Here is a 6,600-nt window from a genome sequence, read left to right as displayed (position 1 = left end):
ACCGGCGGCTGATCGAGGTGACGATGCTGAGCGCGGCGGAACGTGATTGGCTCGACGCCTACCACGCCCGCGTGCGCAACGAGGTGCGCCCAAAGCTCGACGAGGCGGAGCAGGCGTGGCTCGATGCGGCGACGGCGGCGCTGAAGTAGCGCTCGTTTCGCCCCGCGAACACGGAACGTCATCGCCCGCGAGAGTGGGCGATGCAGTACGCCGCAGCCCTATCCGTTAACACGACCGTCTCTGGACTACTGGTTCCCGGCCTTCGCGGCGACGACGAGCTGTTGTCCGGATCAACCGCCCAACGCGGCAGCGTTATCATAACGCGCCCAAAATCAGCATAGCAGCATGCCGAAACAACCGTATTCGCGGCAGGCAACGACGCTACAGTCCGATTCACCGCATAGAATCGGAACCGAGCCGTCACGCATGCATGGAGTTTTGGGCAAACCGCCGCGCACCGCGGCCGACGATGGTCTTGCGACCTCGAAAGTCATGCTGATGCTGCTGGTGGCAATGACCGGCGTTGCCCCGATCTCGCTCTATCTGCTGGTGCCAGCGCTGCCGGTGCTGGCGAGCACGTTCGGGCGCGATATCTCGATCGCGCAGATGACGGTATCGCTCTACATGGTCGGCATCGCCTGTTCGCAGATCGTCATGGGACCGCTGTCGGACCGCTTCGGCCGCCGCCCGGTGCTGCTTGCCGGGCTGTTGCTGATGGTGGCAGCCAGCGTCGCCTGCATCTTCGCCAATAACTTGCCGCTCCTGATCGCGGCGCGGTTCCTGCAGGCGCTGGGCGGCGCCAGCGGCATGGTGATCAGCCGCGCCATCATCCGCGATCTCTATCCGCGCGAGCGCGTTGGCGCCATGATCAGCCTGGTGATCGCGGTCATGATGATCGCGCAGATGCTGAGCCCCCTGACCGGCGGCCTGCTGGAGACCGCGTTCGGCTGGCGCGCGATCTTCTATGCGATCACGGCGGCCGCGCTCGCAACCACGATTGCCATCGCGCTCGCGCTGCCGGAGACACGGCGCAATCGTGCCGAGGGCGGCGGATTTCGCGGCGACGTCGGCAGCCTCCTCACCAGCCGTGCCTTCGTCGGCTTCATGCTGTGCCAGGTGCTGGCGTCGCAGATCATCTTCGCCTTCGCCGGCGGCGGCCCCTACATCGTGGTGACGCAGATGGGCCGCTCCGGCGCCGAGTACGGCGCCTGGTTCGCGACCACCGCGTTCGCCTATCTGATCGGCAACGTGTTCTGCGTGCGCTACGCGCCACATCACTCGCTGGAGCGGCTGATCTGGCTCGGCCTCGCGCTGCAACTCACCGGCAGCCTGTCGAACCTGGTCTGGAGCATCGGCGGCATCAACCAGGCGCCGGCCTGGCTGTTCGGCACTCAGATGATCGTGATGTTCGGCAACGCCTTCGTGATGTCGAACTCGGCGGCAGGCGCCATTAGCGTCCGTCCCGACGCCGCCGGCACCGCGTCGGGCGCGATGGGATTCCTGCAGATGGGACTGGGCTCACTGGTGTCGCAGTCCGGCGCGTTTCTCGGCGGCCACTTCGCGACGACCTTGCCGATCACGGCGGCGATCTTCGTGCTGTCGCTGGCCTGCGCCTCAACCATGATCTTCCTGGTCCCGCGCCGAGACGTCGTGGTCACCGAGCAGCTGATCGAGCAGGCGGAAGAGGAAGAGTCGGGGATGTTGTAAGGTGCGCGTGCGGCCCGAGCCGTCGCACCGATCAAGACTGTGATCACCCGCGTTCGCAGGCGATGACGACTTTGGACGTGGCGAGAGCGAGAGCTACTCCCCAACCAGCTTCAGCCACTCCTCCTCGGTCAGCACCGCCACTTCGTGCTTCTTGGCTTCCGCGAGCTTCGAGCCGGCGCCGGGACCCGCCACCACGTAGTCCGTCTTCTTCGACACCGAGCCCGAGACCTTGGCGCCCAGACGCTCGGCCTTCGCCTTGGCCTCGTCGCGCGTCATCCTTTCCAGCGATCCCGTGAACACCACGGTCTTGCCGGCCACTGCCGAATTGCTCTTCGGCTTCTCGGCATCGAGGATGGTGACTTCCTTGGTCAATCGCTCGACGATGCCGCGATTGTGGTTTTCACCGAAATAGGCCTTGATGGCGAGGATCACGGTCTCGCCGATCTGGTCCAGCGCATCCATCTCGGCGATCGCGTCCTCATCGTCATGAGCGACCTTGAGGCAGGCGTCGTGAAACGCCTGCCAGGAGCCGTAGCCGCGCGCCAGCGCCAGCGCCGTGGTCTCGCCAACGTGGCGCATGCCGAGTGCATAGATGAAACGCTCCAGCGCGATGCGGCGCCGCGCCTCGATCGCCTGGAACAGGTTGCGGACCGAGGTCTCGCCATAACCCTCGATCTCTTCGAGCCTGATCTTGGCGTTGCGGGCCTGCAGCGTGAAGATGTCGGCGGGCTCCTTGACCCAGCCCTCCTCGAAGAAGAACGCGATCTGCTTTTCGCCGAGCCCGTCGATATCGAAAGCACGACGCGAACAAAACAGTCTCAAATGCTCGATCTTCTGGTGGGGGCAGGCAAACTCGCCGGTGCAGCGGGCGCGTGCGCCCTCCTCTCCGGTCGAGGTCTCCTCGCGCACCACGTCGGTGTGCAGCGGGCAGGGGCATGTCTTCGGAAAATGAAATTCCTTCGCATGCTTCGGCCGCTTGTCGATCACGACATCGACCACCTGCGGAATCACGTCGCCGGCGCGCTGGATCACGACGGTGTCGCCGATCCGGATGTCGCGGCCCTCGCGGAGCCGCTCGCCGTCGCCGCCGATCCCCTTGATGTAGTCCTCGTTGTGCAGCGTGACGTTCTGCACGATAACGCCGCCCACGCTGACAGGCTCGAGCTTGCCGACCGGCGTGAACGAGCCGGTGCGGCCGACCTGGATCTCGATATCCCTGAGCACGGTCATGGCGCGCTCGGCCGGAAACTTGTGCGCGATCGCCCAGCGCGGTGTGCGTGACACGAAGCCGAGCCGCTCCTGCCAGTCGAGGCGATCGACCTTGTAGACGACACCGTCGATGTCGTAATCGAGCTCGGCGCGCTGCTCCTCGATCTTGTGGTGAAACGCGACCAGCTCCTCAACCGAGTGACAGAGTTTTGTCAGCGGATTGGTCTTGAAGCCGCAGCGCTCGAACCAGGCGATCATGCCGGACTGCCTGGCTTCCGGCATCGCGCTCATCTCGCCCCAGGCATAGGCGAAGAAGCCGAGCGGGCGCGAGGCGGTGATGGAGGCATCCTTCTGGCGCAACGAACCAGCCGCGGAATTGCGCGGGTTGGCGAAGATGGTGCCGCCCTCGGCCTTCTGCCGCTCATTCAGCGCGAGAAACGCCTTTTTGGTCATGTAGACCTCGCCGCGCACTTCGCAGATCTCCGGCACGTTGCGGCCCTTCAGCTTCTGCGGCACGTCCTTTAGCGTGCGGATATTGGCGGTGACGTCCTCGCCCTCGGCGCCGTCGCCACGGGTCGCGGCGGTGACAAGCTCGCCGCCCTCATAGCGCAGCGACATCGACAGGCCGTCGATCTTCGGCTCGGCCGAGAACTCGATCGGCTCGTCGTCGCCGAGCTTGAGGAAGCGGCGGATGCGGCCGACGAAGTCGAGCACGTCCTGCTCGGCAAAGGCATTGTCGAGCGACAGCATAGGCACCGCGTGGCGGAGCTTCCTGAATCGCCCCGACGGCGCCGCGCCGACCTTCTGCGACGGCGATTCTCCGCTGACGAACTCCGGAAACCTGGACTCGATTGCGTTGAAGCGCTGCCGCAGCGCATCGTAGGCGGCGTCCGTGATGGTCGGCGCGTCGTCCTGATAATAGCGTTTGTCGTGTCCCTCGATCTCCAGCGCCAGCCGCTTCAACTCCACCCTGGCCTGCGCCTTGGTGAGGTCGGCAACGTCGGGGAGGGTTTTGGATTTTGCTGCTTTGGCCATCAGAGTACAAACTATCAGCAGCCATTCCGGGGCGGTGCAAAGCATCGAACCCGGAATCTCGAGATTCCGGGTTCGCGCCGCGCGCGTCCCGGAATGACGATGTGGTGTTGGGTGGTGAAATTCATGAGCTACAACGTCTACATTTCGGCCAGCAGGAAGGATGGCGCAATCTATGTTGGTAACCAACGACATCGTGCGCCGAGCTTACCAGCACCGGACCAAGGCCGTTCCAGGATTTACCTCAAAATACAATATCACGCGACTTGTCTGGTTCGAAGTGTATGACGATCCGACGTCCGCGATCTCCCGCGAAAAAGAGCTAAGGAAATGGAGGCGGACTTGGAAGATAGATTTGATCGAAGCGTAAAATCCGCAGTGGGACGATCTATACGAGTCCATCTGTAACTGAAACCGTCATTCCGGGGGGCCGAAGGACCGAACCCGGAATCTCGAGATTCCGGGTTCGCGCTGCGCGCGCTCCGGAATGACATCCTAAACGGAATGGCGTCGTAACCAGAACGGCGACCCTACGCCGTCGCCGCCTTCAGCAGCCGGTCCGCGGCGGCCCTCGCTTCCGCGGTAATCTCCGCCCCCGCCAGCATGCGAGCGATTTCCTCGCGGCGGTGGTCGGCGGCCAGCGCATTGACGCGCGTGGCGACCCGCTTGCCCTTGTCCAGCGCATCCTTGGAAATCAGGAGATGCTGGTCGGCGCGGGCGGCGACCTGCGGCGCGTGCGTCACTGCCATCACCTGGACCTTGCCGGCCAGCCGGGCCAGCCGCGCGCCGATCGCGTCCGCGACCGCGCCGCCAACCCCGGTATCGATCTCGTCGAACACCAGGGTCGGCGCCGAGCCGCGATCGGACAGCACCACCTTGAGCGCCAGCAGGAAGCGCGACAATTCGCCGCCGGAGGCGACCTTCATCAGCGGTCCCGGCTTGGTGCCTGGATTGGTCTGCACCCAGAACTCGACCCGGTCGAAGCCTTGCGGGCCCGGCGACTGCGGATCGCTTTCGATCTCGGTGGAAAATGTCGCCCGATCGAGCTTCAACGGCGCAAGCTCGCCATTGACGGCCTTGTTGAGCTTGTCGGCGGATTTGATCCGCGCCGTCGACAGTTTCGTCGCCGCCGCCGTATAAAGCCGGTCGGCGTCCGCGGCCTCGGCCTCCAGCCTCTTTAGCCGCTCGGCGCCGGCATCGATCAGCGCCACGTCGGCGGCATATTTGGCGGCCAGCGCCGCCAGGGCGTCGACCGGGGTCGAATATTTGCGCGAGGCCGCACGGAGCGCGAACAGCCGCTCCTCGATCCGTTCGAGCTCGGCCGGGTCGAAATCAGCCGCGATCAGCGCGGCGGTGAGATGCTGGTGGGCCTCCTCCAGCGCGTTGATCGCACTGTCGATCGCCTTCACCGCCGGCTCGACCAGCGCCGGCGAGTTCGCAGCCCTTCGTTCCAGTCGCCGCACCACCGCCGACAGGGCCGCCACCGGCGAATGATCCCCGCTGACCGCCTCCTGCGCCTCGCGCAGTTCGGCGGCAATCTTCTCGCCCTGCATCATCACGGCGCGGCGTTCGGCGAGCGCCGTCTCCTCGCCATCCTTGGGCGCCAGCGCCTTCAATTCATCGGAGGCATGGCGGAGGTAGTCGGCCTCACGCGCGGCGCGCTCCATGCCGACGCGGTGCTCCTCGAGCCCGCCATAGGCCCTGCGGCGCGTCTCCCAGAGCTGTCCCAGCGCCGCAACATCTTTCTCCAGCCCCGCGAAGGCATCGAGCAGCCGCCGGTGGGTCGCCGCATCGACCAGCGCCCGTTCGTCGTGCTGGCCGTGAATCTCGACCAGCGCGCTGCCGACCGCCTTCAGCGTCTGCACGCTGACCGACTGATCGTTGATGAAGGCTCGGGTCCGGCCGTCGGCCAGCTGGACGCGGCGCAGGATCATCTCGCCATCGTCATCGAGGCCATTGTCGGCCAGGATCGCAGTCGCCGGATGGGCTTTCGGCACGTCGAACACCGCGGTGACCTGCCCCTGCTCCGCGCCATGCCGGACCAGCCCGGCATCGCCGCGGCCGCCCAACGCCAGTGCGAAAGCGTCGAGCAGAATCGACTTGCCCGCGCCGGTTTCGCCGGTCAAGACCGCAAGGCCACGGGAGAACTCGATATCGAGCCGTTCGATCAGGACGATGTCACGGATCGACAGACGCGCCAGCATGGAAAAAAATTTCCTAGCCGAGACCCAGTTTCTTGAAGGCCTTGGAAATATAGGACCCCTGATTCTCGCTCGGTTCGAGACCGCCGGATTTTACAAGATTATAGGCGTCTTGGTACCATTTGCTGTCGGGAAAATTATGCCCAAGCACGGCGGCCGCGGTCTGCGCCTCGCCGACGATGCCCATCGCCATGTAAGCTTCGGTCAGCCGCGCCAGCGCTTCCTCGACATGGCGCGTGGTCTGGTATTGAGTTACCACTCGCTTGAAGCGATTGATGGCGCCGACGTAGTTTTTTTGGGCCAGCTCGTAGCGGCCGACTTCCATCTCCTTGCCGGCCAACTGATCGCGCGCGGCCTCCAGCTTCGCCTTGGCACTGACCGCGTATTCCGAGGTCGGATATTTGCGAATCACCTCTTCCAGCGCGGCGATCGCCTTCTCGGTCCGGCCCTG

The 6,600-nt window shown here is 64.9% G+C and carries 5 protein-coding genes and 1 pseudogene; 3 read left to right on the top strand and 3 right to left on the bottom strand.

What is annotated here, in order from left to right; genetic code table 11:
- Both WCB02_RS03890 and WCB02_RS03885 read left to right on the top strand, forming a co-directional pair.
- A partial coding sequence (locus WCB02_RS03890; RefSeq protein ID WP_423956521.1) for a M24 family metallopeptidase C-terminal domain-containing protein occupies positions 1-149 on the top strand: 149 nt, incomplete at its 5' end.
- Positions 150-426: 277 nt separating this feature from the next.
- Positions 427-1,707: a multidrug effflux MFS transporter gene (locus WCB02_RS03885; protein WP_423956520.1), complete on the top strand. Its 1,281-nt coding sequence runs from the start codon at positions 427-429 to the stop codon at positions 1,705-1,707.
- Positions 1,708-1,800: 93 nt separating this feature from the next.
- On the opposite strand, the gene ligA is transcribed toward WCB02_RS03885, so the two are convergent.
- Positions 1,801-3,951, bottom strand: a complete 2,151-nt coding sequence (ligA, locus tag WCB02_RS03880; protein WP_423956519.1) for an NAD-dependent DNA ligase LigA — start codon at positions 3,949-3,951, stop codon at positions 1,801-1,803.
- Between the two features lie 123 nt (positions 3,952-4,074).
- On the opposite strand from ligA, the pseudogene WCB02_RS03875 reads away from it, so the two are divergent.
- Positions 4,075-4,318: pseudogene (locus WCB02_RS03875) on the top strand (GIY-YIG nuclease family protein).
- Positions 4,319-4,478: 160 nt separating this feature from the next.
- Here the strand turns inward: WCB02_RS03875 and recN are convergent.
- Together recN and WCB02_RS03865 are read right to left on the bottom strand one after the other, a co-directional pair.
- Positions 4,479-6,152 (bottom strand): DNA repair protein RecN, encoded by a 1,674-nt coding sequence (recN, locus tag WCB02_RS03870; protein ID WP_423956518.1) that lies wholly within the window; start codon positions 6,150-6,152, stop codon positions 4,479-4,481.
- Positions 6,153-6,165: 13 nt separating this feature from the next.
- Positions 6,166-6,600: outer membrane protein assembly factor BamD (locus WCB02_RS03865; protein WP_423956517.1), on the bottom strand; the 435-nt coding region annotated here is incomplete at its 5' end.

The sequence above is a fragment of the Bradyrhizobium sp. genome, from assembly GCF_049581145.1.
Classification (GTDB): Bacteria; Pseudomonadota; Alphaproteobacteria; order Rhizobiales; family Xanthobacteraceae; genus Bradyrhizobium.
This window is presented reverse-complemented; position numbering and strand designations above follow the sequence as displayed.

What these genes read in the sequence shown, in the direction of transcription:
- recN (WP_423956518.1), bottom strand. Translation starts at nt 6,152, where the DNA reads ATGCTGGCGCGTCTGTCGATCCGTGACATCGTCCTGATCGAACGGCTC.
- WCB02_RS03885 (WP_423956520.1), top strand. Translation starts at nt 427, where the DNA reads ATGCATGGAGTTTTGGGCAAACCGCCGCGCACCGCGGCCGACGATGGT.
- ligA (WP_423956519.1), bottom strand. Translation starts at nt 3,951, where the DNA reads ATGGCCAAAGCAGCAAAATCCAAAACCCTCCCCGACGTTGCCGACCTC.